This window comes from Variovorax sp. GW822-FHT04E09 (assembly GCF_058800845.1).
The window spans coordinates 841911-865136 of sequence record NZ_JBXAMR010000003.1 but is presented as its reverse complement, the minus strand read 5'-3'; the positions used below and the strand labels follow the sequence as shown (position 1 = coordinate 865136).

At 63.5% G+C, this 23226-nt stretch carries 27 protein-coding genes and 1 pseudogene; 16 read left to right on the top strand and 12 right to left on the bottom strand.

The genetic code is table 11. The annotated features are described in order from the left end of the window. The first annotated feature begins 81 nt into the window (after window positions 1-81). Together AC1RL8_RS16320 and AC1RL8_RS16315 are read left to right on the top strand one after the other, a co-directional pair. A complete protein-coding gene (locus AC1RL8_RS16320; protein WP_492684785.1) occupies window positions 82-504 on the top strand; it encodes a site-specific integrase in 423 nt (140 codons plus the stop codon). Further along, window positions 402-1163, top strand: coding sequence for a hypothetical protein (locus AC1RL8_RS16315; protein WP_492684883.1), 762 nt, complete (start codon window positions 402-404; stop codon window positions 1161-1163). Before AC1RL8_RS16320 ends, AC1RL8_RS16315 begins: the two co-directional genes overlap by 103 nt. Before the next feature lie 217 nt (window positions 1164-1380). Here AC1RL8_RS16315 and AC1RL8_RS16310 read toward each other — a convergent pair whose 3' ends face one another. Then, the gene (locus tag AC1RL8_RS16310) at window positions 1381-1611 is read right to left on the bottom strand and encodes a hypothetical protein (protein ID WP_492684784.1); all 231 of its coding nucleotides are present in this window, start codon (window positions 1609-1611) and stop codon (window positions 1381-1383) included. A gap of 653 nt (window positions 1612-2264) precedes the next feature. Beyond that, entirely contained in the window at window positions 2265-3188 is a 924-nt protein-coding gene (locus tag AC1RL8_RS16305; RefSeq protein ID WP_492684783.1) for a LysR family transcriptional regulator, read from the bottom strand. A 115-nt stretch (window positions 3189-3303) separates the two neighbouring features. On the opposite strand from AC1RL8_RS16305, the gene AC1RL8_RS16300 reads away from it, so the two are divergent. From AC1RL8_RS16300 to AC1RL8_RS16255, 10 genes and pseudogenes are all read left to right on the top strand, one after another. After that, window positions 3304-4092 carry a 3-oxoacyl-ACP reductase family protein gene (locus tag AC1RL8_RS16300; protein ID WP_159270758.1) on the top strand — a complete coding sequence of 263 codons (789 nt, stop codon included), beginning with the start codon at window positions 3304-3306 and terminating at the stop codon, window positions 4090-4092. A 32-nt stretch (window positions 4093-4124) separates the two neighbouring features. Further along, window positions 4125-4724 carry an NADPH-dependent F420 reductase gene (locus tag AC1RL8_RS16295; RefSeq protein ID WP_159270759.1) on the top strand — a complete coding sequence of 200 codons (600 nt, stop codon included), beginning with the start codon at window positions 4125-4127 and terminating at the stop codon, window positions 4722-4724. Between the two features lie 64 nt (window positions 4725-4788). Then, the gene (locus tag AC1RL8_RS16290) at window positions 4789-5112 is read left to right on the top strand and encodes an ArsR/SmtB family transcription factor (protein ID WP_159270760.1); all 324 of its coding nucleotides are present in this window, start codon (window positions 4789-4791) and stop codon (window positions 5110-5112) included. Between the two features lie 11 nt (window positions 5113-5123). After that, window positions 5124-5603: an ArsI/CadI family heavy metal resistance metalloenzyme gene (locus AC1RL8_RS16285; protein ID WP_159270761.1), complete on the top strand. Its 480-nt coding sequence runs from the start codon at window positions 5124-5126 to the stop codon at window positions 5601-5603. Between the two features lie 10 nt (window positions 5604-5613). Continuing rightward, window positions 5614-6117, top strand: coding sequence for an arsenic resistance N-acetyltransferase ArsN2 (gene arsN2 / locus AC1RL8_RS16280; RefSeq protein WP_492684782.1), 504 nt, complete (start codon window positions 5614-5616; stop codon window positions 6115-6117). Continuing rightward, on the top strand, window positions 6110-6619 hold the full coding sequence (locus AC1RL8_RS16275; RefSeq protein WP_492684781.1) for an arsenate reductase ArsC: 510 nt from the start codon (window positions 6110-6112) through the stop codon (window positions 6617-6619). Before arsN2 ends, AC1RL8_RS16275 begins: the two co-directional genes overlap by 8 nt. After that, window positions 6616-7104: an arsenate reductase ArsC gene (locus AC1RL8_RS16270; protein WP_492684780.1), complete on the top strand. Its 489-nt coding sequence runs from the start codon at window positions 6616-6618 to the stop codon at window positions 7102-7104. The genes AC1RL8_RS16275 and AC1RL8_RS16270 overlap by 4 nt, the downstream gene beginning before the upstream one ends. A 4-nt stretch (window positions 7105-7108) precedes the next feature. Further along, complete coding sequence (arsB, locus tag AC1RL8_RS16265; protein WP_159270763.1) at window positions 7109-8167, top strand: ACR3 family arsenite efflux transporter; 1059 nt, start codon at window positions 7109-7111, stop codon at window positions 8165-8167. After that, on the top strand, window positions 8157-8870 hold the full coding sequence (gene arsH / locus AC1RL8_RS16260) for an arsenical resistance protein ArsH (RefSeq protein ID WP_159270764.1): 714 nt from the start codon (window positions 8157-8159) through the stop codon (window positions 8868-8870). The genes arsB and arsH overlap by 11 nt, the downstream gene beginning before the upstream one ends. A gap of 43 nt (window positions 8871-8913) precedes the next feature. Next, a pseudogene (locus AC1RL8_RS16255) lies at window positions 8914-10075 on the top strand (MFS transporter). Window positions 10076-11085: 1010 nt separating this feature from the next. Here the strand turns inward: AC1RL8_RS16255 and AC1RL8_RS16250 are convergent. Then, a complete protein-coding gene (locus tag AC1RL8_RS16250) occupies window positions 11086-11367 on the bottom strand; it encodes an HU family DNA-binding protein (protein WP_159270765.1) in 282 nt (93 codons plus the stop codon). 683 nt (window positions 11368-12050) lie between these two features. After that, window positions 12051-12539 (bottom strand): hemerythrin domain-containing protein, encoded by a 489-nt coding sequence (locus tag AC1RL8_RS16245; RefSeq protein WP_139701815.1) that lies wholly within the window; start codon window positions 12537-12539, stop codon window positions 12051-12053. Between the two features lie 233 nt (window positions 12540-12772). On the opposite strand from AC1RL8_RS16245, the gene AC1RL8_RS16240 reads away from it, so the two are divergent. Continuing rightward, on the top strand, window positions 12773-12991 hold the full coding sequence (locus AC1RL8_RS16240) for a hypothetical protein (RefSeq protein WP_062472384.1): 219 nt from the start codon (window positions 12773-12775) through the stop codon (window positions 12989-12991). A gap of 142 nt (window positions 12992-13133) precedes the next feature. Here the strand turns inward: AC1RL8_RS16240 and AC1RL8_RS16235 are convergent, their stop codons facing one another. The 7 genes from AC1RL8_RS16235 to AC1RL8_RS16205 are packed head-to-tail and all read right to left on the bottom strand — an operon-like array spanning window position 13134 to window position 18408. After that, window positions 13134-13571, bottom strand: coding sequence for an ester cyclase (locus AC1RL8_RS16235; RefSeq protein ID WP_235926634.1), 438 nt, complete (start codon window positions 13569-13571; stop codon window positions 13134-13136). A gap of 41 nt (window positions 13572-13612) precedes the next feature. Further along, window positions 13613-14167, bottom strand: a complete 555-nt coding sequence (locus AC1RL8_RS16230) for a VOC family protein (protein ID WP_062472379.1) — start codon at window positions 14165-14167, stop codon at window positions 13613-13615. Between the two features lie 23 nt (window positions 14168-14190). Beyond that, complete coding sequence (locus AC1RL8_RS16225; protein ID WP_095744403.1) at window positions 14191-14958, bottom strand: SDR family NAD(P)-dependent oxidoreductase; 768 nt, start codon at window positions 14956-14958, stop codon at window positions 14191-14193. Next, window positions 14951-15922, bottom strand: coding sequence for a Bug family tripartite tricarboxylate transporter substrate binding protein (locus AC1RL8_RS16220; RefSeq protein ID WP_159270766.1), 972 nt, complete (start codon window positions 15920-15922; stop codon window positions 14951-14953). The genes AC1RL8_RS16225 and AC1RL8_RS16220 overlap by 8 nt, the downstream gene beginning before the upstream one ends. Window positions 15923-15959: 37 nt before the next feature. Then, a complete protein-coding gene (locus tag AC1RL8_RS16215; protein WP_070059277.1) occupies window positions 15960-16742 on the bottom strand; it encodes an SDR family NAD(P)-dependent oxidoreductase in 783 nt (260 codons plus the stop codon). Further along, on the bottom strand, window positions 16739-17791 hold the full coding sequence (locus tag AC1RL8_RS16210; RefSeq protein WP_492684779.1) for a LacI family DNA-binding transcriptional regulator: 1053 nt from the start codon (window positions 17789-17791) through the stop codon (window positions 16739-16741). Before AC1RL8_RS16210 ends, AC1RL8_RS16215 begins: the two co-directional genes overlap by 4 nt. Beyond that, window positions 17788-18408 (bottom strand): carboxymuconolactone decarboxylase family protein, encoded by a 621-nt coding sequence (locus AC1RL8_RS16205; RefSeq protein ID WP_492684778.1) that lies wholly within the window; start codon window positions 18406-18408, stop codon window positions 17788-17790. The genes AC1RL8_RS16210 and AC1RL8_RS16205 overlap by 4 nt, the downstream gene beginning before the upstream one ends. Window positions 18409-18999: 591 nt before the next feature. Here AC1RL8_RS16205 and AC1RL8_RS16200 point away from each other — a divergent pair. Continuing rightward, entirely contained in the window at window positions 19000-19836 is an 837-nt protein-coding gene (locus tag AC1RL8_RS16200; protein ID WP_159270767.1) for an alpha/beta fold hydrolase, read from the top strand. A gap of 381 nt (window positions 19837-20217) precedes the next feature. Here the strand turns inward: AC1RL8_RS16200 and AC1RL8_RS16195 are convergent, their stop codons facing one another. Continuing rightward, complete coding sequence (locus tag AC1RL8_RS16195; RefSeq protein ID WP_159270768.1) at window positions 20218-21141, bottom strand: LysR family transcriptional regulator; 924 nt, start codon at window positions 21139-21141, stop codon at window positions 20218-20220. Between the two features lie 119 nt (window positions 21142-21260). Here AC1RL8_RS16195 and AC1RL8_RS16190 point away from each other — a divergent pair, with 119 nt between their 5' ends. Both AC1RL8_RS16190 and AC1RL8_RS16185 read left to right on the top strand, forming a co-directional pair. Further along, complete coding sequence (locus AC1RL8_RS16190) at window positions 21261-22226, top strand: alpha/beta fold hydrolase (RefSeq protein ID WP_159270769.1); 966 nt, start codon at window positions 21261-21263, stop codon at window positions 22224-22226. A 117-nt stretch (window positions 22227-22343) separates the two neighbouring features. Further along, on the top strand, window positions 22344-23135 hold the full coding sequence (locus AC1RL8_RS16185) for an SDR family NAD(P)-dependent oxidoreductase (RefSeq protein ID WP_159270770.1): 792 nt from the start codon (window positions 22344-22346) through the stop codon (window positions 23133-23135). The last annotated feature ends 91 nt before the right edge of the window (window positions 23136-23226 follow it).

The window sequence follows — 23226 nt, the reverse complement described above, 5'->3', positions numbered from 1 at the left end:
AGCACTTCGAATCAACGCCCGCATCTGCGGGCGTTACTCCTTCACAAGAGCCCCCCCAGCATTCACATAGCGAGCAAGATCATGAAAAGAGTTCGCAGCGATTCATCAAGGCGCGCGGCCGTCGCGCACAAGCCATCTTGGGCAGTCAGGCCAGCAAGAGCCCAAGTCGAATTCGAACACTATGTCGCACACGCCGTAGCCGACAGTACGCGTCGCGCCTACGAGGGCGATCTGCGGCATTTCAGGGACTGGGGTGGCAGGGTGCCGGCTACCCCAGCGATGGTGGCGCGGTATCTGGCAGCCTACGCAGGCAAGGTCAAGGCCAGCACGCTCAACCGTCGTCTAGCTGCGATCTCGAATGCGCACACGGCGTTGACCATCTCGATGCAAGCCTGGTACCGGTGTACTTTCCCAGCTCCAAGAATCCGGAGTGGTTGGAGAACGGCTCTAGTACGATTGTGGAGGTCAACGGGATCAAGGTGCTGGTTAGCAATGAACACGTAGTCGAAAATATCCCGCTATTGGGAAGATTCTCTGGCTCTGAGGAAACAATTCCGGTTGCAACCCAGTACCTTGGTGTTGGAGCACCCATTGACATCGGCATTGCCAAAATTCTTCCGGAAGCCTGGGAGAAGCACGGATCCGGTGCCGGCGCCGTTGCCTTTGATCGGTTCGCTGATAAGCATGCAACCGTTCCTCACGAAATTCTCTGGATAGCGGGATACCCAGGCGAGCGAGTAAGGCCGATTGGTGATCATGTGTTCAGCGTTTGTGAGGCAACTCCTACTCAAGAGTGGTTGTTTTCGGATGATTCCGAGGCTGACGAAAGATTTTCTCCAGACACCCACTTTGCCGTCTACTACAGCCCAGGTAACGCACAGAAGATCGACGAATCCAGCGCGACTAGCGGTGCGGGTCGGGCAACCCCGCCCGGCCTTAGCGGAACACTTGTTTGGAACACTCGCAGATTGGAGTGTTTGTATGAAAACCGGCCTTGGCATCCGTCCGTTGCCGTCGTTACTGGCATTGTTTGGGGCTGGCCAAGTGAAAACTATTTGATCGCCACGAAAGTCGAGCATTTTCGCGAGTTCTTACGTGTTGCTTCCGCAGGTTCGTTTGATCCGCAGGTGAGTGAGCCGTCTGAGCCGCTTGAGGAGGCTTGAGCTAGACGCTCTACTTATGCACGGGCTTCTCGCGAGTTGAGGATGGCCCGCCGGCCAACCGGCGGTACGGGATGGGCTGCCGGTCTTGCGCGCTATCGTTGTCGGCAGTTGCCGGGGCATGGCAACTGCCGATAACTGGGAATTTCCGTGACTTTGATTACCGCCGGTTAGGTCCGCGGCGTTCGACTTCGGGTTGCACGATGCAAGTGAATGATCATCAGCGTGCCTGCCAGAATCGCCACCAACGAGATCGCGCGGCCCTCATCTCAAGCGGCCGCATATCGAGGGTGTCGTAGTTGGTGAAAGGCGCGCCGGCACGCCTTCTCAATTCAGTTTCGAGTTCGTGGGCTATCCCGCGAGCGTGAAGCTCTCCCGCGAGCGCCTTCCTGCGCCACTCAATCGCCATCGCACTTAATGCCTCGTCGGTCCATTCTTGGTTTGTGGTCATGAGTAGATTCTGCCGCTGCTGCTTATCTTTCTTACCCCGACTGCGCACGCGATGTCGCGCGCAATCCAACACTCAACACGGTGCCTCCGCATCATTCCGCTTTCATCCACGCCTGCTTTGGCCAAGGGGCCATTGAAGAGTGACAGCGGTCGGCATCGAGGCGTTTCCCTGAGCAATTTCCTTCTTCTCCTTACCTCTACCAGCGCCGAACCGCTGTCGAGAGCCAGTGTGCGTGGCGCAAGTGAAGCCAGGGTGAAGTCTGTGCAGGAGTCCCGTGAAACGATACCCGTTGTCTTGTGACGCGCCACCCTCGACAGCATTTGGCATGCGCTTGCGTGCGGCGTAAGCGGCCAGCCGATGTCGCGTGCCTGGTACGCAGCCATGCCGCGCAAGCTACAGAGGTCGATGCAGGCCAGACGACGATGACGGTCCGTCAGGATGCTCTTGGGGGGCGTTGTTGCCACAAGCTGCGCAAGTACCCGTCGGCGGCGTACGGCAGCCCCGTCTGTGCGCCAAAAGCTAGCCCTCTTAAACGCCCCGTTAGCGGCGGTTGAGTGCTGGCTGGTTCTGGCGAGCAGCTGCGAGTCGATCAGTGCGGGCACCGAGTCTGCGATCGTGAGCCAAAGATGCCGCCTTCCCAACTCACGACGTTTTCAGACTGCCAAGAAGCGCTCGGCCAGCCGCTCCCGCTCAAAGGACTCGACCACGAAGTCGACGAAGGCCCGAGTCTTGGCCGGCAGCAGCCGCCCTCCGGCGAAGTAGAGCGAGATGGGCCCGCCGTCGGCATACCAGCGTGGCAGCACGCGCAGCAGCGCGCCGCTTTCTAGATGTGGCAGCGCATGCGGCATCGCAACCAATGCGACGCCCAGGCCGAGCAGCGCTGCCCGACATAAGGCGTCTGGGTCACTGAGCACGATACGCGGTTGCAGCTCGACAGGAGCCTGTGCGCCGGCACGGTCCCGCATCATGCGGTCGCGCAGCCGGCCGCTGTGTACCGAGCGCATCACGATGCCGTCGAGTGCTGCGAGGTCGGCCGGCTCGCGTGGTGCCTTGCGCCCCGCCATGTAGGCCGGCGACGCCACCGCGACGATGTGCGCACGTGCCAATTCACGCGCCACGACGCCGGGCGTGAGTTCGGTACCGCCGCCAATGGCCGCGTCGTAGCCCTCCGCGATCAGGTCCACGTGCCGGTTGTCGAAATGCCAGTCGGGGCGCACGGCCGGGTGGCGCTGCATGAATGCCGGCAGCAGCGGCACCACATAGTCCACGCCGAAGCCTGGCGCCATGCTCACCTTGAGGACGCCGGCCGGCTGCCCGGCCTCGGTCGAGACGCCCGCAATGGCGGTCTGAATGTCCTCCAGTCCGCCCGACACCGACTGCAAGAAGCGCTCGCCCGCCTCGGTGAGGGTGAGGCGTCGTGTGCTGCGCTGAAACAGCCGCACGCCGAGGTTGGCCTCAAGCCTCGCCACGTTGCGGCTCACGGCTGCGGGCGTCAGACCCAGCCGGCGCGCCGCCTCGGAGAAGCTGCCCGACTCGGCGCTGCGAACGAAGGATTCGAGATTGGCGAGTGTTTCCATGGCCTCTTATTTTCAAGCATTGCTTGAAAAAGATTCCAACCATTACCGGCTACCGCGAAATGAGTCCCGGGCCGACCATTGCGCCATGTCCAACCCCTTCCACCAAGGAAACACCATGACCTCCTCGTCTTCTTCTTCTTCCGTCTCTTCTCTTTCCACCGCCACGCTGCCGCTGTCCGGCAAGGTGGCTCTCGTGACCGGCGCCTCGCGCGGCATGGGCGCCGGCATCGCCCGCCGGCTGGCCGCCGACGGTGCAGCGGTCGCCATCACCTATGTCGCCTCACCCGAACCGGCGCAAGCCGTGGTCGCCGCCATCGAAGCCGCGGGCGGCAAGGCGCTCGCCATCGCCGCCGATGCCAGCCGGCCCGACGAAGTGCGTGCTGCGGTGGCGCAGGCCGTCGCTACCTTCGGGCGCCTGGACATCCTCGTGAACAACGCCGCCATCGCTATCGGCAAGCCCGTGCAGGACATCGGCCTTGACGACTTCGACCGCATGGTGGACGTCAACCTCAAGGGCCTGTTCGTTGCCACGCAGGAAGCGCTCAAGCACATGAGCGAGGGCGGCCGGGTGGTGAACATCGGCAGCATCAACAGCCAGTACGTGCCTTACGCCGGCGGGGCTCTCTACGTGATGACCAAGGCCGCCGTGGCCGGTCTGACCAAGGCGCTGGCTCGCGACCTCGGCCCGCGTGGCATCACGGTCAACAACGTGATGCCCGGCCCGACCGATACCGACATGAATCCCGCGACCAGCGACTTCGCGCAGCAGGCGCGCACCTACATCGCGCTGGGCCGCTACGCACACGTGGACGAGATCGCCAACGCGGTGGCCTGGCTCGCCAGCCCCGCAGCGAGCTTCGTGACCGGCGCGAGCATCGCGGTTGACGGCGGCTATTCGGCCTGACCCCCTCGTTCATCCACACAAGGAGCTTCACCATGAAGATCGGATTCATCGGCGCCGGCAGCATCGGCCTCGCGCTCGCCAAGCAGTTCTCCAACGCCGGCCACGACATCGTGCTGTCGAACAGCCGAGGCCCCGAATCGCTCGCCGACCCGGTACGCAGCACCGGCGGCAAGACCCGCGCCGGCACGCGCGCCGAAGCGGCGCAGGCCGACATGCTCGTTCTCTCGGTGCCCTGGCAGCACTTGGGAAGCGCCACTGCTGGTCTGCCCCCACTGGACGGCCGCATCGTGATCGACACCATGAACCCGGTCGAGATGCCAGGCTTTCGCCTCGCCGAACTCGGCGGCCGCACGTCGAGCCAGGTGGTGGCCGACCACGTGCCGGGTGCGCGCGTGGTGAAGATCGCAAACACGCTACCGCCGCCACTGCTCGCGGCCGATCCGCGCACGAACGGCGGGCGCCGTGTGCTCTTCATGTCGGGCGACGACGCGCAGGCCAAAGCCGAAGTGGTGAGGCTCTTCGAATCGCTGGGCTTTGCGGTGGTGGATTTGGGCGGGCTCGCTACGGGCGGCGCGATGCAGCAGTTCCCGGGCGGGCCGCTGCCAGCGTTGAACCTCGTCAAGCAAGGGTAGCCAAGTTTCTCGCATGTGAGGGAAGATGGCTTGATTAATTTCAATATTCAATTATTATTGAAATATGGAAGAAAAAGCCGTCATTCAAGCCTTGGCCGCGCTGGCCCAGCCCGTTCGCCTTCAGGTTTTTCGGGCGCTTGTCGTAGCTGGTCCTGCGGGACTCACGCCGGGCGTATTGGCGGAGCAGCTTGGCGTGCCATCGACCAGCCTCTCGTTCCATCTCAAGGAGCTGACGCACGCCAAGCTGGTCAGCCAGGAGCGTGACGGTCGCAACCTGATCTACCGCGCGGTGTTCGAGCAAATGAACGGCCTGCTCGCCTACCTCACGGAGAACTGCTGCCAGGGCGAGGCTTGCCTGCCTGCCAGCGCCACTGCCTGTGAATGCTGAAGGAGAACCCCATGAAACGCTTCCACGTCCACCTGCACGTCGATGACCTCGCCAAGAGCATCGCCTTCTATTCCAATCTGTTTGCGTCGCCGCCTGCGCGCGTCGAGACCGACTACGCGAAATGGATGCTCGACGATCCACGCGTCAACTTCGCGATCTCCACGGTCGGGCACGGCAAAGGCATCGACCATCTCGGCATTCAGGCTGACGATGACGCGGAACTGGCCGAGCTGAAGGCGCGCGGCCAGGCCGCCGACCGCACCCTGCTCGACGAGGGGGAGACCGTGTGCTGCTACGCGCGCAGCGAGAAGCACTGGGTCACCGATCCGCAGGGGATCGCATGGGAACACTTCCAGACCTTGGACGGCGCGGTGCCGGTCTACGGTCAATCCAAGTCCACCGCCAAGGCCGAGTCCGCTTGCTGCGCGCCTGGTGCTGCCCGAGGCATCCCGGTCAACGTGTCGGTCAGAGGCACGGGCGCCTGCTGCTGAGGGCTGCGCCATGCATCAAGAACCTTCCGATTCGCTGGTCAGATCGCTGTTTGTCCGCGCAGAGGCCGCGTCTCTCGCGCCGGTGCAGTCCCTTCTTCGGGATGCCGGCCTTCCCGAAACCGATCTTCGAGAAGAACACATGGAGGCCTTCTTCGTGAGCCGCGCGGGAGACGAAGGGATTCTTGCCTGTGTCGGTCTGGAACGGTTCGGCGACACCGCCTTGCTTCGCTCTCTTGCGGTTCGCGCCGATGCACGCGGCCATGGCGTGGGCGATCAGGCCCTAAAGACCATGGAAGCCTTCGCCGCGTCGAAGGGTGTGAATCGCCTCTGCATCCTCACCACCACGGCAGAACCTTTCTTCGAAGCCCGAGGCTTCGAGCGATGCGACCGCACGGCGCTGCCGGCCTCCGTGCAGGCCAGCAGCGAATTCAAGAGCCTGTGCCCGGCCTCGGCCGTGTGCATGTTCAAAGAGATCAACCCCACCTCCTCTATCGAGAAACATCGTCATGGCTGACAAGACCTACAACGTGCTGTTCATCTGCACTGGAAACTCTGCACGCTCCATCCTGGCCGAGGGCCTGCTGAACCATCTGGGCGAAGGGCGATTCAAGGCCTACTCGGCCGGCAGCCATCCCACGGGCAAGGTCAACGCCTATGCGTTGCTCACGCTGGAAAAGATGCACCTTCCTACCACTGGCTATCGCAGCAAGAACTGGGACGAGTTCGCGAAGCCGGAAGCGCCGGCGATGGATTTCGTTCTGACCGTCTGCGACAAGGCTGCGGGCGAGGTCTGCCCGGTGTGGCCCGGTCAACCGATGACGGCGCATTGGGGCGTTGCCGACCCCGCGGCCTTTGAGGTGTCGGACGAAGCCACCGAGCGTCAGTTCATGGACACGGCTCTCACGCTGAAGCGCCGGATCGAGTTGATGCTGGCTTTGCCTCTGGCTCGGCTCGACTCGATGGCCATCCAGCGCGAGATCCGCGACATCGGCAAGGTTCAAAAGGCCACGCAATGACGCTCAACGTACTCATCCTCTGCACCCACAATTCGGCCCGCAGCGTGCTGTCCGAGGGCATGCTCAACCACTGGGCCCAGAAGCTCGGCAAGGACGTGAAGGCGTTCAGCGCCGGCAGCGCGCCCAGCGGAAAGATCAACCCGTTCGCCATCGACGTACTGCAGGCCGCCGGCGTGAACACCGAGGGCTTTCGCAGCAAGAGCTGGGACGAGTTCTCCACGCCGGTCATGCATGTGGTGATCACGGTGTGCGACAGCGCGGCGCAGGAAACCTGCCCGTACTGGCCTGGCACGCGTGTCAAAGTGCATTGGGGATATCCAGACCCATCGAATACCGAGGGTGGCGATGCCGCCAAACGGCAGGCCTTCGAGCTCACGCGTCAGGCGATTTCCTATCGCATGCTGCAACTGCTCGTGCTCGAAAACCCGGAAGAAATGAGCGACGCCGAGCTGCAAGAGCGGCTGACGCGCATCTCCGCGAACTGACATCATGAGCGCTGTCATTGAAAGTCCGCGCGTCAGCGCGGCCCCCATGAGCGTGTTCGAGCGCTACCTAACGGTGTGGGTGTTCCTCTGCATCGTCGTCGGCATTGCGCTCGGGCAACTGTTCCCGGCTGCCTTCCAGGCGGTGGGCCGTCTCGAGGTCGCCAAGGTCAACATCCCCGTGGGCGTACTGATCTGGGTGATGATCATCCCGATGCTGCTGCGCGTCGACTTCGCAGCCCTCGCGCAGGTGAAGAACCATTGGCGCGGCATTGGAGTGACGCTGTTCATCAACTGGGCGGTGAAGCCGTTCTCCATGGCCTTCCTCGCCTGGTTCTTTGTGCGCCAGGTGTTCGCCGGCTCACTGCCCGCCGACCAGCTCGACAGCTACGTAGCCGGCCTGATCCTGCTGGCCGCTGCGCCTTGCACGGCGATGGTCTTCGTCTGGAGTCGGTTGACCGGCGGTGATCCGGTCTTCACGCTGTCGCAGGTCGCATTGAACGACGCCATCATGGTGTTCGCCTTCGCGCCCATCGTCGGCCTGCTGCTGGGCCTGTCGGCCATCACGGTGCCGTGGGACACGTTGATCACCTCGGTAGCGCTCTACATCGTGCTGCCGGTGATCTTCGCGCAGGTACTGCGCAAGCAATTGCTGAAAGGTGGACCCGCGGCCTTCGAGCGCGCCATGCATCGCATTGGACCGTGGTCGATTGCGGCGTTGCTGCTGACGCTCGTGCTCCTGTTCGCGTTCCAGGGCGAGGCCATCATCAAGCAGCCGCTGGTGATCGCGATGCTCGCGGTTCCGATCCTGATCCAGGTGATCCTGAACTCGGGCCTCGCATACTGGCTCAATCGGAAGCTCGGTGAAAAGCACAGCATCGCCTGCCCGTCGGCGTTGATCGGCGCGTCCAATTTCTTCGAGCTGGCCGTGGCCGCGGCCATCAGCCTGTTCGGCTTTCACTCGGGTGCGGCGCTGGCCACCGTAGTCGGCGTGCTGATCGAGGTGCCGATCATGCTGGCAGTGGTGAAGGTGGTGAATTCGTCGCGAGGTTGGTATGAGTCGTGAGCTTCCGAACGTAGATCCCGAGTTGTTCGAGAAGGCGGATCTGGATCTGCTGCTGCCGACGCAGCGTGCAACGCACGCTCCGCGCATCCTGTTGCTCTACGGCTCGGTTCGCGAGCGCTCCTACAGTCGCTTGCTGACCGAGGAGGCCGCACGGCTTCTTCGCGCGCTCGGTGCCGAGACGCGGATCTTCGATCCGCGAGGCCTGCCGCTGCCTGATGCCGAGCCCGAAGACCATCCGAAGGTGCAGGAGCTGCGCGATCTCGCGCAGTGGGCCGAGGGTATGGTGTGGACCTCGCCCGAGCGCCACGGCGCGATGACCGGAATCATGAAGGCGCAGATCGACTGGATTCCGCTGGCCGTCGGCTCGGTGCGGCCCACGCAGGGCAAGACGCTCGCGGTGATGGAAGTGTCGGGCGGTTCGCAGTCGTTTAACGCGGTGAACCAGCTGCGCGTGCTGGGGCGGTGGATGCGCATGATCACCATCCCCAACCAGTCGTCGGTGGCCAAGGCCTTCCTCGAGTTCGACGACGCAGGCCGCATGAAGCCCTCGCCGTACTACGAGCGCGTGGTCGACGTGATGGAAGAACTGGTGAAGTTCACGCTGCTCACGCGTGACTGCGCGGCCTACTTGGTTGATCGCTACAGCGAGCGGCGCGAGAGTGCGGAGGCTCTCTCGAAGAGAGTCAACCTGCGCAGCATCTGAGCGAGGCGAAGCCAGGGTGCAAAGCAGGACCACGACGACGGTGATGCTGGGCGTGGCTCAGACCTTGTCGTGGGCCTCGTCGTACTACCTTCCGGCGGTCTTGGCCGGCGCCATCAGCAAGGACATCGGCGCCAGCACGTCCACGGTTTTCGGCGCCTTCTCGGTGGCGCTGCTTGTCGCGGCTGGCATCGGGCCCGTCGCAGGCCGACGCATCGACCGCATGGGCGGGCGCTCGGTGCTCATCGCCAGCAACCTGGTGTTTGCCGCAGGGCTGGCCGCACTGAGCCAGGCCACGCATGCCAGCCATGTGTTCGCTGCCTGGGCGCTGATGGGGCTGGCCATGGGCAGTGGCCTCTACGAAGCGGCGTTTGCCACCGTGGTGCGGCTGCACGGCCAAGAGGCGCGACGAGCCATTACCGGCATCACGTTGTTTGCAGGCTTCGCGAGTACCGTGGGATGGCCGCTGTCGGCGTATCTGGAAAGCACCGTCGGCTGGCGCGGGGCGTGTCTTGCGTGGGCGGCATTGCATCTGGTGGTCGGCCTTCCACTCAATGTGCTGCTGCCACGCGCTGCCCGGACCGATCAGGCTTCGAAGGAGGCAACTGTCACCAACAAGGGCGATGGCGCTGGTCTTGCGCCAGCGCAGCAACGCCGCGCCGCCATCTTGATGGCCTATGTCTTTGCAGTCACCTGGTTCATCAGTACCGCGATGGCCGCGCACCTGCCCGAACTTTTGCTGGCCAGCGGTGCTACGCTAGCCGCAGCGGTCGGTATCGCCGCCCTGGTCGGACCGGCGCAGGTGGTGGGGCGGGTGATTGAGTTCACTTTTCTCAAGCGAGCGCATCCATTGCTGTCGGCGCGCCTGGCCACGCTGGCTCACCCGCTAGGCGCGCTCTGCCTCGGTTTGTTGGGTACTTCGAGCGCCGCTGCTTTCGCGGTGCTACACGGCTTGGGCAACGGTATCCTGACCATCGCGGTTGGGACGCTTCCATTAATGATCTTCGGTGCCAAGGGCTACGGGCAGCGTCAGGGATTCCTCATGGTCCCGGCGCGCATCGTGCAGGCTGGGGCGCCATTCCTGTTTGGCATCGCGTTGGAGCGATGGGGGGGGCGGGGCACTGTGGTTGTCTTCTTTCTTAGGATTGTCGGCCTGCCTGGCGCTAGCGGTCATGGCGGTCGACATGAGAAGGGCGAGGTCGGGGTGACATCACGAGCATTCAGTCTTTCTTCCGCGGTGGAAGCCGCTGCCCCAGAGAATTTGTCTGCTCAGGGGCGCCTTGAACGTGGGATGCGGACGCTCCTATGACGCATGAATCCTCGCAAATCCGACTTGCGCAATAGCCATCGCGCAACGCAACCATGGGTGACATTGGCCTTGCTCAGCGCCCTTGTGGTTCAGTTTGAGCTACCAGAAAAGCACATGAGGTTTTGGGACTCGGCAGGTCGGCAAAGCGGGAAAGAAGTCGACCTGGCATCCAGCTCAACATGGCCCTGAGACGGTCTCTGGTCTGATTGTGAGAGTAGCCTGTTCGTGCTACGGTGAAAACGCTTGTTGCTCGCGCCAATCATCGATCCTGGTGCCACGCTTGTACTGAGTACCGCGGGGTTCCACATGGATGGCGAAGCATTCCTATACAGCGGGAGGTCGGGTCTTTGGGTTTGCACCGTCTTCCGGACCCGCGTCGATGGCGCGTTCTATGCGACTGCGGACATCAGTCTTGGAGGGGAGCAGCAATGCAAGCTTGCATTGAATCTCCCCGACTCGACCGATAGCGCGAGTGTCGAATCTCTCAAGAAGAGATGCCTCGCTTGGATTCAGCAGGCTGAAAGCGCAACGTCCAAGGCTGAGGATGTTTTCTTTGGGCGGTGAAAACCGCTGTCACATGTGCCATCAGTACAAATTGATGTCATTCGTCCGACGCGCGGACGCGGCTCGCTGCCCCGCGCGACGGGCTACGTTTTAGGAGCGTGACCATGTGGAAATGCAGAAACTGCAGTCTCGAGGTCATGCCTCGATCCGCGGAGCCCAAGATCGATGGCGATGGCGTCTTCTTTTTGTGCTCCGGATGCAAGCAACGAAACGACTTGGTCAATGTGGCTGACGATCGTGATGAGTACGAATTGGATCAACCGAGCGTCGATTGAACTGGCCCGCTGCACGGTGTCGAGTTCGATCTGATTTCGGTGCGTGCCCGACCCGGCGTAGAGAGCTCTCTCAGCTCACGGCATTGACTGCGTCCTTCAAGGCCTTGCCTGGAGAAAACTTGGGCGCCTTGCTGGCCTTGATGATGATTGGTTCGCCAGTCGACGGGTTTCGGCCTGTGCGTTCTGAGCGATTCGACACCGAGAACGTGCCAAAGCCAGTCAACTGAACGGCATCACCGCGTGCCAGCGCGCGTGAGAGATGTTCGATGACGGAATCGAGTGCTCGAGCAACATCTGCCTTGCTGAGGTCGGTATCTGCAGCGATGGCCGCGACGAGGTCGGTCTTGTTCAAAGTAGGAACTCTTTCAATGGGATGTGAACGGGGGATCGGCGGTGCGAATGCGCGCCGGATTCAGTCTACGGTCCGTGAGGACCAAGTCACGTGATCGAAGTGATTCAAACTTGAAACATCGTGATCAATCTCGCGTGTGCTTGATTCAATAGACAAAGGGCTCGTTGCCATCCGGCAAGGCTTTGCAGGTGCGGCTGCCGAACTCGTGCGACGCGCATTTGGTGGATGCAGCGCCCGATACGGAAAGGACAAGTCGGACAGGGGCAGCGTACTGAGCAAGACACCGGTCGTTCCCTTCGGTCTCGGTCCTTCGATGCGCCCGGATCATCAGTGCGGTGGACTATGGCGCGTCCTATCCGGCTCCTTGGAGCTGGCCAGTTGAGCATCTTGAAGGGCCAGGGCTCGATCGATGGAGCGCCGCGAAAACACTTGCGATTGCCCGCAGTTCATGCAGCGATACATCTGAACCCGGGGTAACAGGCGAAGCCATGCCTGCCCCGGGACACTTTCCAGATGCTTGATGTTGCACGAGCATGCAAAGTACGGAAGCTTCATCGCGATACCGGGTGGGCGCAACATTCCTGTGGAATTGCGAAGTTGCGGCTTGGTGAGGGCCAGCATTGACGGCTGCGTCTTTGCGAAGGGGCGGCGGAACGCTTCCAGGAAGGGGGCCTAGGGGCAGTCTAGGCCGTGAGGGCCATGTCCGCCATCAATTCTTCTTTGCGAGTGGTGAGTTGCTCGCGCATGGCAACCAGGTCGAGTCCCCGCGCGGCACGCGCTTTGGGGAACATCTCGTTGCGCTCTTCCTTGACGTGGTGGTCGATGTACTCGCCCAGGACCTTCACCTTCGCATCGAACATCTCATCGACTTCGGTCGAATCCTGGATCTGCGCAATTAAGTCTTTGGCGCTCGCATGTTCAACCTCGGCTTCGTCGAGCAGTTCAGTTTCCTTGATGGCTTCGCGCACTGCTGGATAGAGGATCTCTTCTTCGAGTTGCGTGTGAACGGTCAACTCCATGCAGATCTGCAGTGCAAGATCTCGCTTCTTCTCCGAGGCGCTGGCAGCTTTTGAGCTGGCAAGCTCCTCGTAGGCGGCGAACATCTTCTTGACGTTCTTGTGATCGGTGTCGAGTAGCGAGCATGCATCGGGTTCATGGCGCTTGGCTGTCATCGGGGTCTCCTGGTCGGTGGGTCCCCAACATCTCAGGGGTGGGTGCTTGTGGGCGTAGGACGGCGTCGCTGCGGGAAGCCGTCAATGTGCTGAGGCTCTCCGGTGCGTGAACTGTGGGCTCAGCCCCAGGAGCGGGAGAAGTCCGTTCTGCTCATGGAAGAGAGAAGGGCCTTGCGGGGATTGAGGGAGGTCCTTTGACCTAAACTGAGCCGCTTCGAGAAAGGGAGCGCTTCATGCCGATGGATTTCCTCAAGAAGGTCGAACACGAAACGTTGCCGCTGACCGTGACCGACCCCATGGACATCCGCAACGTCGCGGTGCTGGTTGCCGCGGGGCTTGTCGAGGCGATCCTTCCAGAAGAGGCTGAAGCCCATGACCTGCCAGCGGTTGTTCTGCGAATCACGCCTCATGGCCGGGGCGAGCTTGAGCGGATGCGCGACAGGCCGCTGTGAGAGCCTGCGCAGCGCAGGAGAAACATCACTCGGTGTTGAGTGCAAGCCGCCAAGACGATAGCGCACAGCCAGTGAGCAGGAGGTTGGGTAGCTTCCCGCCTCCTCTCGACGCGCGCAGCCGAGGCGAAGCGCGAGAGGGTCGTCAGATCAACCCGAGCGCGCGCAGCTTCGCATCGGGTGCGGAGTAGGGCCGCTCGCACACGATCTTGTCGGAGCCTGGTGCGAACTCGAAACTTGCCGCCAGGCGGATCCGGAATTTCCGGCCTGTGGCATCGAACACCTTGTCGTTGGCATGCAGCGGCCCGAGGTGCGTTCCGCTGAGCCAGAACTCGACCAGTACCGTGTCCTGGTCGGCGGCGATGGCGATGATCTCGTTGGCCAGGTCGGGAAAGGGCGTGCGCGAGCTGCGGAAATAGCCGCGCACTTCTTCCTCGCCGTCGAACACCACGCCGCTGCCGTGCATCTCGTAGCGGGGATGCTCGAAGGTGTCGATCACCGCATCCCACTCCTGCGTGCACTCGAGCGCCATGTGATCGCGTACCGTCTTGATGCGTGCCGCTTGAAGGGTTGTGGTCTGCACGGAATCTCCTGCTGGTTGGTGAACGGGGTGGTCGGGAGCCGTCATGGCACCGGGGCGATGGCGTTCGCGCCCATGCGGCGGATCGGGTCCTTGCCGTCCCATCCTTCGGCCGCGTGCCGGATGTCGCGGAAGTACTCGCCCTTGCCGCCGGCCATCTCGGAGATCTCGAACATGCCGCTGGGCAGGTCGGGATGCACGAAGTAGGCGAAGCGCCCGCGCATGCCCATGCGGCCACTGTGGCCCTCGACGTAACCCGTCGAGCGCAGGTGTCGCACGGCGTCGTCGAAGCCATCGTCGCTCCAGTAGGCCAGGTGCTGGGCGCCCTCGCCGCCGCGGCGCAGCGAATCGAGGTAGAGCGAGGGGGCGTCGTCGCGCTGCTGGATCAGCTCGATCTGCAGGTTGCCGGAGTTGGCCAGCGCGATGGACAGCCGAGGCAGGCGCGACGGCTTGCCGTAGTAGTTGAACTCGGTCGTGCCGACCTCTTCCTTGTAGAACCATGGGCCCACGCCCAACGTGCGCGACCAGTGGGCCATCGCCTTCTCGATGTCGTGAACGACATAGCCGACCTGGCGGGCGCCGCCGAACAGCATGCTCATTGAATGGACTCCTTGGGGCGTGGTCAGCGCATGTACGCGCCGCCGTTGACGTCGAGCGTTGCGCCGGTCACGAAGGACGACAGGTCGCTTGCCAGGTACAGGCACGCGCCCGCGATGTCTTCGGGCTGGCCGACACGGCTCAGTGGAAAGGTCTTGCCCAGCGCGTGCTTGTTGTCGTCGGAGTTCGCGCCGCGCGAGAAGTCCGTCATGATCAAGCCCGGCGTGATGGCGTTGGCGCGAATGCCTTGGGGGCCCAGTTCCTTGGCCATGGCGCGCATGAGGCCCAGCACGCCGGCCTTGGCGGCGCAGTAGTGGCTGCCGCCGAACACGCCACCGCCTTGCTGCGCGGACATCGACGAGATGCAGATGATCGAGCCGCTGCGTTGTTCGATCATGGTGGGGATCACGCACTGCGACATTTGGAGGGTGCCGCGAAGGGTAATGCCCACGACCTGCTCGAAGTCCTCGGCGCTCACGTCCAGCACACCGCGTTTTTGTGTGATGGCAGCGTTGTTCACCAGCACGTCGATGCGGCCCGCCCATTGCAGCACGCGCGCCACGGCCGCCTTGCAGGCGCCGGCATCGCGCACATCGCAGCCGATGCCGATGTGCTCGGCGCCGAGGGATTCGGCAGCGACCTGTGCCTGCCCTTCGTCGAGGTCGAGCAGCGCCACCCGGGCACCGTGGCGGGCGAACAGCCGTGCGGTCGCCAGGCCGATACCGCGCGCACGGGACGCACCGGTGATCAAGGCCACGCGGCCCTGCAGCAGGGGAAGGGCCGCGTCACTCATTGCTGATGTTCGCGGCCTTGGCGATCTGCCGCCAGCCCTCGATGTCTGCGGCGGTCATGGCGCGCAGTTCGTCGCCACCGACGAACGCGGCGGTGATGCCCAGGTCCAGAAGACGCGCCTTCACGTCCGGCATCTCGACGACCTGCTTCAGCGCGGCGGAGAGCTTGGCGACGATCGGCTTGGGGGTGCCCGCGGGTGCGTACAGCGCCCAGCGCAGCGCGCCCATGCGCTTGCCCGCGAAATCGATGCCTTCGTCGTCGTAGCTCGAGACGTCAGGCAGACTGGGCGAGCGCGAGGTGCAGGCGGTGATCGCCTTGACCTTGCCGGACTTGACCATCGGCGAGCCCGATGCCATGTCCACGTAGGCCAGCTTGACGTGGCCACCCAGCATGTCGGTCTGGATCTGCACCACCGATTTGTAGGGGATGTGGCTCATCTGTGCCTGCGTGCGCAGATTGAAGAGCTCCCCGCAAAAGTGACCGGTCGAGGCGATGCCCCAGCTCGCGTATTGCACGCTGCCGGGCGACTTCCTGGCCAGCGCAATGAGCTCCTTGGCGTTGTTTGCCGGGAAGTCGTTGGTCGCGATAAGCAGGATAGAGGCGGTGCCGACCTGCCCGATGGGTGCGAAGTCCTTGACCGAGTCGTACGAGAGCTTGGGATTGCTCGCGGGCAGCAGCACGTGCGTGGTCGCGCCGCCCAGTCCGATCGTGTAGCCGTCGGCCGGCGCCTTGGCGACGAAGTCGGTGGCAATGGCACCGCTGGCGCCCGGCTTGTTGTCCATCACGAACGCGCCCTTGACCAGGGGCGCCATCTTGTCGGCCAGGAGCCGGCCGAGCGCGTCGCCGCCACTGCCTGCGGCCGAGATCAGGACGAAGCGGATCGGCCGCGACGGATAGTCCGAGGGCGCCTGGGCATGGGCGGCGAATGCGAGGCCCGCGAGCGCGGCAATCCACAGTGTGCGCATGGTGTTGTCTCCTTGTCGTTGATGCTCGAATACCCGTCTACAGGGACAGTCCGCCGTCGACCACAAGCTCCAGGCCCGTCACGTAGCTCGATTCGTCGGAGGCGAGGAACAGCGCCGCGTTGGCCACGTCCCAGGCCGAGCCCTGGCGGCCCATGGGGCAGCGCGCGTTGCGTGCCTGTCGGCCGGCCTGCGCCTCTTGTTCGCTCTTGAAAAGGGCCGCGGCATGCGGCGTGTCGATCAGGCCCGGCACGATCACGTTGCAGCGCACCTGGTGCTGCGCGTACTGGCGCGCCACGACGCGCGTCATGTGGTTCAGTGCCGCCTTGGAGGTGCTGTACGACAGGAACTGCATCGGGCTCCACTTGCGGCTCGCGATGGAGGAGACGTTGATGATGGCGCCGCCGCCTTGTCGGATCATGTGAGGCACTACGGCGCGCGCCGTGAGCATGGGGCCCTTGAGGTTGATGGCGTGCACGCGGTCCCAGGACTCCTCCGTCACCTCGATCAGCTCGCCGAATTCCTCGATGCCGACGTTGTGGTGCAGCACGTCGATGCGGCCGAAGCGCGCCAGGCAGTGGTTCACCATCCGCTCGATCTGCTCGCTGCTGCGCACATCGGCCTCGAAGGCCTCGGCGATGCCGCCGATGTCATGAATGCGACGCACCGACGTCGCCGCAGCTTCGGGCGACCGGTCGACGCAGATCACCGTCGCGCCTTCGCGGGCGAAGGTGACGGCGCAGGCGGCGCCGTTGCTGATGTCGGTGCCGATGGAGCCGGCGCCGACCACGATGGCCACCTTGTCTTTCAGACGCTGCGTCATGAGGCTGCTCTCGTTTTCTTGCGGACGGCAGCGGGTGCCTTGGCGACCGGACCGCAGGATTCGCGCAGCACCATCTGGGTGGTGAGCAGGATGCGCTCCTGCTCAAGGGGGGCTGTGCTGTCCAGCCGCCGCAGCAGCAGCTCGGCCACGGCGGTGCCGACCGCTTCCAGGTCCCAGGTCAGCGAGGTGATGGCGGGACTGAAAAGCTGCGACAGGTCGGTGTCGCCGATGCTGACGACACTGACGTCATCGGGCGCCAAACGGCCCGAGTGACGCAGTGCCTGCAGCACGCCCGACAGGATGCGGGTGCCCAGGCACAGGAAGGCCGTGGGCGCCGTGGGGGAGCCCAGCAGCGAGAGGGCCTCGCTGAAGGCGAAGTCCATTGCCGACTTCTCGGCGCGGATCAGCTTGGGGTCGGGCTGCAGACCACGCTCCAGATAGGCGTCCCTGTAGCCCATGATGCGCTCGCGGCCCGGACGCAGCACGCTGCCCGGCGTCAGCAGTGCGATGCGTGTGTGACCGAGGTTCAGCAGGTAGCGCGTGGCCTGAAGCGCGCCGTGGTAGTGGTCGACGTGCACACCCGCGTTGTTGCCCTGGAAGTCCCGATCGAGCGCGATCACCGGGCCGTGCGCCGCCAGCTGGTCGAGGTAGGCCGGGGTCTCGGCCTGGCAGGGACCGAGGATGAGCCCGTCCACGCGCCGGCGCCGGAACAGGTCGACCAGGGTTTTCTCGCGCTGGTCGTCGTTGTGCGTGCTGGCCACCAGCAGCGCATAGCCGGCCGCCAGCAGGCGCGATTCGACGGCGGTGATGATTCGCGCGTACAGGGGGTTGGCAAGGTCCGACACCAGCAGACCAACCACGCCTGTCGAGCGGGTGCGCATGCTTTGCGCCACCGAATCCGGCGTGTAGCCGAGCTCGCGTGCAGCCTTGGTGACCGCTGCAATGGCCTGTTCGCTGACGCGCCCGCTGCGGTTCAGGGCCCGCGAGGCCGTTCCGATCGCCACGCCAGCGGCCTTGGCCACTTCGCGGATGGTGATCTTGGCCTTCATGCCGGCACCTTCGCCTGCGCAAGCGGTGCAGGGAAACGCTCGGCGCCAGGCTCAAGTGGCACGGCGGCGCTGTTCAGGAACAACGCGGCCATGTGATAGAAGCTCGACGCGAAGATCAGCTCGATCACCTGCGCTTGCGGCCAGCCCGCGCAAAGGGACTGCCAGGTCTGATCGGACACCGTGCAGTGGTGGTGCAGCTCATCCACCATGCGCACGATCAGGCGCTCCTTGTCGGTCCACAGGCCCGGCGACAGCGCATGCCAGTCGGCACTGTCGGTGAGCTCGTGCACCTGCGCGGCGTCCAGGCCGCACTTGTCCGCGTAGATGCTGATGTGCATGCCCCATTCGTACTCGGATCGGGTGAGCGCACCGGTGCGGATGATCGCAATCTCGCGGTCCCGTTCGGGCAGCGCGCACTGGAACAGCACCACATGCGCCATGGCCTGGAAGGCCGGGCCGAGCTTGCTGTGATTCGCGAGCGCCAGTCGAAGGTTCAGGGGCGACAGGCCCTTGAAGGCGGTGCTCTGCACGGCGGCAGCCACCTCGGGTTCGTAGGGGGGCGGCCGCAGCGGCAAGCGTGTGGAGGGTGCGAGAAAGGGCGATGCAGAACCGGTCATGGCCGCAGTTTGCGACGGGTGTGGAAACGTTTCTACAGTGATAACCCTGAATTCCAAAAACGAAGGAAATTACGAAGAAGAAAGAAGTGCCGAACGAATGAAAACGGTTCCACATCTTTCCACCACCTTAGGATCGACTTCAGCCGGATGGCTTTCGTCCCGGAAGCGGATATGGTTCGACGACGGGAATCCCTGCGACGCCGCGTGACGTCAGGGTGTTGTCATCGACAGCATCAAGAATCGCCCTGAGGAACTGGCGTGTGCCGACCGGCCGCTGTGGGTGCTGAATGGGATTCGCATGGAGAGCACGCAGGCGGAGCGCGCACCATCGGTTGCTGACGACCGTACCCGCGCGAAGGACTGAGTACCTCTTGTCTGCGCCCGATCGCTGCCCCTGACACTGGAAGGCGTATTGACATTGAGGTCCGGTTCAATCCTAAAGTCTGCTCCGAGCCGAGAGGTGTTCCCGCGAGGGAGCGCTCGACCCGCTCTCGCCGTCTGTGCCGCCGCCCAGCGCATCGCTGCCGACTTCACAGGGGGCGCAACTCAAGACCCGCTCAACCTGCAACTGCAAAGCAAGGAGTCAAGACCATGGCTTACGTGACGACCGAGGATGGCGTTCAGATCTTCTACAAGGACTGGGGGCCCAAGAGTGCGCAGCCTCTTGTCTTCCATCACGGCTGGCCCCTGAGTGCGGACGACTGGGACGCACAGCTGCTGTTTTTCCTGGCCCAGGGCTACCGCGTCGTCGCACACGACCGCCGCGGGCATGGTCGCTCGTCGCAGGTCAGCGATGGACACGACATGGACCACTACGCGGCGGATGCCTCCGCCGTGGTCGAGCATCTGGACCTGAAGAACGCCGTCCATATCGGTCACTCGACCGGCGGTGGCCAGGTGGCGCGCTATGTCGCCAGGCATGGCCAGCCGCAGGGCCGCGTCGCCAAGGCCGTCCTGATCAGTGCCGTCCCGCCGCTCATGGTGAAAACGGAGAGCAATCCGGGCGGCACCCCGGTCGAGGTGTTCGATGGTTTTCGCAAAGCGCTGGCCGACAACCGGGCGCAGTTCTTCATCGACGTGCCTTCGGGGCCGTTCTATGGCTACAACCGACCCGGAGCGAGTGTTTCCCAGGGCGTCATCCAGAACTGGTGGCGCCAGGGAATGATGGGCAGCGCCAAGGCCCATTACGAAGGCATCAAGGCGTTCTCGCAGACCGACCAGACCGAAGACTTGAAAGCCATCAAGGTGCCGACGCTGGTCATGGTGGGGGATGACGACCAGATCGTTCCCTATAAGGCGGGCGCATTGCGGCAGGCCGAACTGATCGAGAACAGCGAGCTCAAGGTCTATCCCGGCTTCTCGCACGGCATGTGCACCGTGAACGCGGAAGTCATCAACGCCGACTTGCTCGCATTCATTCGCGCGTGATCTGCGTCGCTGGGCAGGCTTGAGTAAATCTTGCCGGGTCTGACTGGATGGCAGTCCGATCCGGCGTTGCTGCAGTCCGGAGCGGCTGCGCTTCGCGGCGGGGGCCGACGCTATCGCCTTGGCTGAAGGTGCATGAAACGGAAAGCAGCGGGGATGGCTTGTTCTCGACGTTCACCCCTGCGCTCACAACTGGAGGACTGCTTCGGATCAGACCGTACAGTCGCTTCGGGCCCGAACCGGAAGTAGCGACTTCCACGAAGGAGGCGCCCGCAAGGCTGCTGGGCCGGCTTGTTCTGGTATTCGAGCGGGGAGTGGAACGACAGTTGCGGTCTATGGAGCGAACGCAAGTGCGCCAGCTCCAAGCACAAGATCGGCGCGGACTCACTTGCCCGCCGCCGCCCCGCCTTTCACCAGTGGCGAGTCTTGAAGGGCATCGACCAGAAAGTCGACCATCACCCGCACCTTCGCGCTGAGATGTCGACGGCTTGCATAGATTGCCAAGATGTCGACGGGCGGCATGTGATAACCAGGCATGACCTCGACCAGTCGACCGCCCCGCACATCCTCGCCAATCACGAAGCTCGGCTGCCAGAGGACGCCGGCACCCGCGAGCGCCGCGGCGCGGGCGGTTTCGCCATTGTTGGCGCGCAAGGCCCAGCGCACGCGCACGGACTCCAGTGTTCCGCCGGGGCCGGCAAACTGCCACTCGTCGGAGGTTGCACCGTATGTGTAGCCCAGGCACTGATGCCGCGAAAGGTCCGCCGGCATCTCGGGCATGCCGTGGGCCGTAAGGTAGTCGGGCGAGGCACAGACCAGGTTCTGCGAGCGGCCCAGGCGGCGCGCGATATGGTTGCCCGACGTGGTGCGCGAGATGCGGATGGCCAGGTCGTAGCCCTCTTCAACGATGTCGACCACGCGGTCGATGAGCGCGATGTCCAGCTCGACGTCGGGGTACTTCGCCATGAACTTCGGCCACAACGGCGCCAGCACGAGACTGCCAAAGCTCAGCGGCGCGTTGATGCGCAGGCGCCCCCGCGGCTGCAATGACGCAGTGGTCGCCAGGGCCTCGGTCTCCGCCACTTCTTCGAGGATTGATTTCGCCCGGTCAAATAGCGCTTCACCGCCTTCGGTGAGCGAAAGGCGGCGCGATGTACGGTTCATGAGCCGTGTGCGCAGGTGGGCTTCCAGCTCGTTGACGTAGCGCGTTACGTTGGCCGGCGAAGTGTCCAGCGCATCAGCTGCCTTCGAGAAACTGCCCCGCGCCACCACGGTGACAAACACCTCGTACGCACGCAATCGGTCCATGGGCTCACTTCCAATCATTCATAAAAGCTGAATGAGTAAACCACTTTTGGGCTCTTTCTGGGAGTGAAGCTGAATCATAAATTCACCTCACCCAGAAACCAAAAGAAAGGAAGTTCAACATGACCGAGATCGATTTCATCCCCGCCACCCCCTCTACTCCCACCCGCCGTGCCCTGCTTGGCGGCGCAGTCGCCGTCGGCGCCGCGCTGACCATGGGCCGCGCCGCACACGCGGCACCCGCCGTCGACGCGGTGGCGGGCTTCCGCTCGGGCCGCGCGGAGGTGAACGGCACCAGAATCAACTACCGCATCGGCGGCAGCGGGCCGGCCGTCGTGCTGCTGCACGGCTACGCCGAGACCGGGCACATGTGGAACCCGCTGATGCCGCTTTTGGCCAAGACGCACACCGTGGTCGTGCCCGATCTTCGGGGGGCCGGCGATTCCTCAAAGCCCGAGACAGGCTATGGCAAGAAGAACATGGCTGTCGACATTCACGAGCTTGCGCGCTCGCTCGGCATTCGCAGCGTCAGCATCGTCGGCCACGACATCGGCCTGATGGTGGCCTACGCATATGCCGCGCAGTTTCCTTCGGAGACCGACAAGGTGGTGCTCATGGACGCTTTCCTGCCCGGCATCGGCGCATGGCAAAACGTCTGGCTCCTGCGCGACCTGTGGCATTTCCATTTTCACGGTGCGACGCCGCTGGCGCTCGTGAAAGGACGCGAGCGCATCTATTTCGAGCACTTCTGGAACGACTTTGCGGCCGACCCCAAGCGCTCGGTGCCCGAAGCCGACCGCCAGTTCTACGCCAGGGCCTACGCGCAACCCGGTGGCATGCGTGCAGGGTTTGAATATTTCAAGGCTTTCGAGCAGGATGCGGCCGAGTTCGCCGAACTGGGCAAAACGCCACTGCCCATGCCGATGCTGGTGCTCTCCGGTGAAAAGGCCGGTGGAACCTTTCTGATCGAACAGGGAAAGATGGTAGCCACCGACGTGCAGGGCGCTATCGTCAAAGGCTCCGGTCACTGGTTGATGGAAGAAGCGCCAGAGCAGGTCATTCCGGCATTGGTTAAATTTCTGGGCTAGCGGAATCTGGCGCGACATCAATGCGACATGGGCGCGAGAAGGAACTTGCCACCCGCGGGTGACACGCACAGCCGAACTCAGCGAGCATGAACGTCAAGTCAACCCAGGAGAACCAAGATGGACCTGCAACTCGATGGAAAGCTCGCCCTGGTGAGCGGAAGCACCGCCGGCATCGGCTACGCAATTGCGCACACACTGGCCCAGGAGGGCGCAAACGTGATCGTGAACGGCAGATTGCGGGCGGCCGTCGACGAGGCGGTGGACCGCATCCGCTCGGAAACGCAAGGCACGGTGCTCGGTTATGCCGGGGACCTCAGCCGGGCCGACGCTGCCGAGGAAGCCGTGCGTCGCCATCCCGGCATCGGCATTCTCGTGAACAACCTGGGCATCTTCGAGGCCAAAACTTTCGAAGATATTCCCGATGAAGACTGGCTGCGCTTCTTCGATATCAACGTGCTGAGCGGCGTGCGTCTCGCACGCCTGGTGCTGCCGGAGATGAAGCGCGCGAACTGGGGCCGGATCATCTTCATCTCCAGCGAAAGCGCGGTGCAGATTCCGACCGAGATGATTCACTACGGCATGACGAAGACCGCGCAACTCGCGGTGTCGCGCGGTCTTGCGGAATCGCTCGCCGGCACGAACATCACAGTGAACAGCGTACTTCCTGGTCCAACGAAATCGCGCGGCGTCGGCGACTTCGTGGAAGGCATGGCGCGCTCGAGCGACAAGAGCTTCGAGCAGGTCGAGGCAGAGTTCTTCAACCACATCCGCCCGACCTCGCTAATCAAGCGCTTCGCTTCGCCGCAGGAGGTTGCCTCGCTCGTGGCCTACGTGGCAAGTCCACTCGCGTCGGCGACCACGGGTACGGCTCTTCGCGTCGACGGCGGCATCGTCAAGAGCGCCTTCTGACGAGGGCGCGATCGATAATCACGGTCGCTCGGCATGCCGGCCAGTGCTTTTGCAGCGCCTTGCTGCTACGAGGCGAGAGAGACCTGCTGTT

Excerpts from the sequence above, each read along its gene's own strand:
- AC1RL8_RS16305 (WP_492684783.1), bottom strand. The coding sequence starts at position 3,188 with ATGGAAACACTCGCCAATCTCGAATCCTTCGTTCGCAGCGCCGAGTCG.
- AC1RL8_RS16205 (WP_492684778.1), bottom strand. The coding sequence starts at position 18,408 with ATGACCGGTTCTGCATCGCCCTTTCTCGCACCCTCCACACGCTTGCCG.
- AC1RL8_RS16190 (WP_159270769.1), top strand. The coding sequence starts at position 21,261 with ATGACCGAGATCGATTTCATCCCCGCCACCCCCTCTACTCCCACCCGC.
- AC1RL8_RS16230 (WP_062472379.1), bottom strand. The coding sequence starts at position 14,167 with ATGAGCATGCTGTTCGGCGGCGCCCGCCAGGTCGGCTATGTCGTTCAC.
- AC1RL8_RS16220 (WP_159270766.1), bottom strand. The coding sequence starts at position 15,922 with ATGCGCACACTGTGGATTGCCGCGCTCGCGGGCCTCGCATTCGCCGCC.
- AC1RL8_RS16210 (WP_492684779.1), bottom strand. The coding sequence starts at position 17,791 with ATGAAGGCCAAGATCACCATCCGCGAAGTGGCCAAGGCCGCTGGCGTG.
- AC1RL8_RS16285 (WP_159270761.1), top strand. The coding sequence starts at position 5,124 with ATGAAACGCTTCCACGTCCACCTGCACGTCGATGACCTCGCCAAGAGC.
- AC1RL8_RS16310 (WP_492684784.1), bottom strand. The coding sequence starts at position 1,611 with ATGACCACAAACCAAGAATGGACCGACGAGGCATTAAGTGCGATGGCG.
- AC1RL8_RS16215 (WP_070059277.1), bottom strand. The coding sequence starts at position 16,742 with ATGACGCAGCGTCTGAAAGACAAGGTGGCCATCGTGGTCGGCGCCGGC.
- AC1RL8_RS16195 (WP_159270768.1), bottom strand. The coding sequence starts at position 21,141 with ATGGACCGATTGCGTGCGTACGAGGTGTTTGTCACCGTGGTGGCGCGG.
- AC1RL8_RS16290 (WP_159270760.1), top strand. The coding sequence starts at position 4,789 with ATGGAAGAAAAAGCCGTCATTCAAGCCTTGGCCGCGCTGGCCCAGCCC.
- arsH (WP_159270764.1), top strand. The coding sequence starts at position 8,157 with ATGAGTCGTGAGCTTCCGAACGTAGATCCCGAGTTGTTCGAGAAGGCG.
- AC1RL8_RS16245 (WP_139701815.1), bottom strand. The coding sequence starts at position 12,539 with ATGACAGCCAAGCGCCATGAACCCGATGCATGCTCGCTACTCGACACC.
- arsB (WP_159270763.1), top strand. The coding sequence starts at position 7,109 with ATGAGCGCTGTCATTGAAAGTCCGCGCGTCAGCGCGGCCCCCATGAGC.
- AC1RL8_RS16275 (WP_492684781.1), top strand. The coding sequence starts at position 6,110 with ATGGCTGACAAGACCTACAACGTGCTGTTCATCTGCACTGGAAACTCT.
- AC1RL8_RS16240 (WP_062472384.1), top strand. The coding sequence starts at position 12,773 with ATGCCGATGGATTTCCTCAAGAAGGTCGAACACGAAACGTTGCCGCTG.
- arsN2 (WP_492684782.1), top strand. The coding sequence starts at position 5,614 with ATGCATCAAGAACCTTCCGATTCGCTGGTCAGATCGCTGTTTGTCCGC.
- AC1RL8_RS16320 (WP_492684785.1), top strand. The coding sequence starts at position 82 with ATGAAAAGAGTTCGCAGCGATTCATCAAGGCGCGCGGCCGTCGCGCAC.
- AC1RL8_RS16300 (WP_159270758.1), top strand. The coding sequence starts at position 3,304 with ATGACCTCCTCGTCTTCTTCTTCTTCCGTCTCTTCTCTTTCCACCGCC.
- AC1RL8_RS16185 (WP_159270770.1), top strand. The coding sequence starts at position 22,344 with ATGGACCTGCAACTCGATGGAAAGCTCGCCCTGGTGAGCGGAAGCACC.
- AC1RL8_RS16225 (WP_095744403.1), bottom strand. The coding sequence starts at position 14,958 with ATGAGTGACGCGGCCCTTCCCCTGCTGCAGGGCCGCGTGGCCTTGATC.
- AC1RL8_RS16270 (WP_492684780.1), top strand. The coding sequence starts at position 6,616 with ATGACGCTCAACGTACTCATCCTCTGCACCCACAATTCGGCCCGCAGC.
- AC1RL8_RS16295 (WP_159270759.1), top strand. The coding sequence starts at position 4,125 with ATGAAGATCGGATTCATCGGCGCCGGCAGCATCGGCCTCGCGCTCGCC.
- AC1RL8_RS16200 (WP_159270767.1), top strand. The coding sequence starts at position 19,000 with ATGGCTTACGTGACGACCGAGGATGGCGTTCAGATCTTCTACAAGGAC.